This window comes from Streptomyces sp. NRRL WC-3549 (genome assembly GCF_000721935.1).
GTDB lineage: Bacteria > Actinomycetota > Actinomycetes > Streptomycetales > Streptomycetaceae > Streptomyces.
Genome location: NZ_KL585421.1, coordinates 106,167 through 106,673 on the forward strand (window position 1 = coordinate 106,167; position 507 = coordinate 106,673).

Consider the following 507-nt stretch of genomic DNA (forward strand, 5'->3'; position numbering starts at 1 on the left):
TAGAGGCGGGCCCGGTCCAGGGCCTGGGCGAGCAGCCCCGCGATGGAGGTGAGCAGGGCGCGCTCCTCCGGATCGAAGGCGCGGGGGCGGTCGTAGGCGAGCACCAGGGTGCCGACCGGGTGCCCGGAGACGATCAGCGGCAGGAACGCGCAGGCCGCCACCGTCTCGCAGAGGCCCGTCGTGGGGTAGCCGCGCTCCAGCTCGGCGAATTCGGAGAAGAAGCCGGGCACACCCGTCATCAGCACGTGGGCGGCGGGGTTGTCGGAGGACAGCGGGGCGCCGTCGAGGCGGTTCATGAGCGTGGGGTGCGGGCCCCGGCGCCCCTCGACCCGCAGGCGCCCCTCGGCCGAGGTCATGACGACGAGGGACTGGATCCGGAAGGCGGGCATGATCTGGTCGCCGGCCAGCTCGATCACGTCCCGCGTGCTGACGGCCTCGGTGAGCGTCGCCGCCAGGTGCATCAGCTGGTACAGGGCGGTCGCCCGGCTCGGCCCGGACGAGCCGGGC

Annotated in this window: 1 protein-coding gene; it reads right to left on the reverse strand. The window is 74.2% G+C overall.

The window, feature by feature from the left end:
* The coding region (locus IH13_RS0125825) for a GAF domain-containing protein (RefSeq protein WP_031088327.1) at window positions 1–507 on the reverse strand (507 nt) is incomplete at both ends.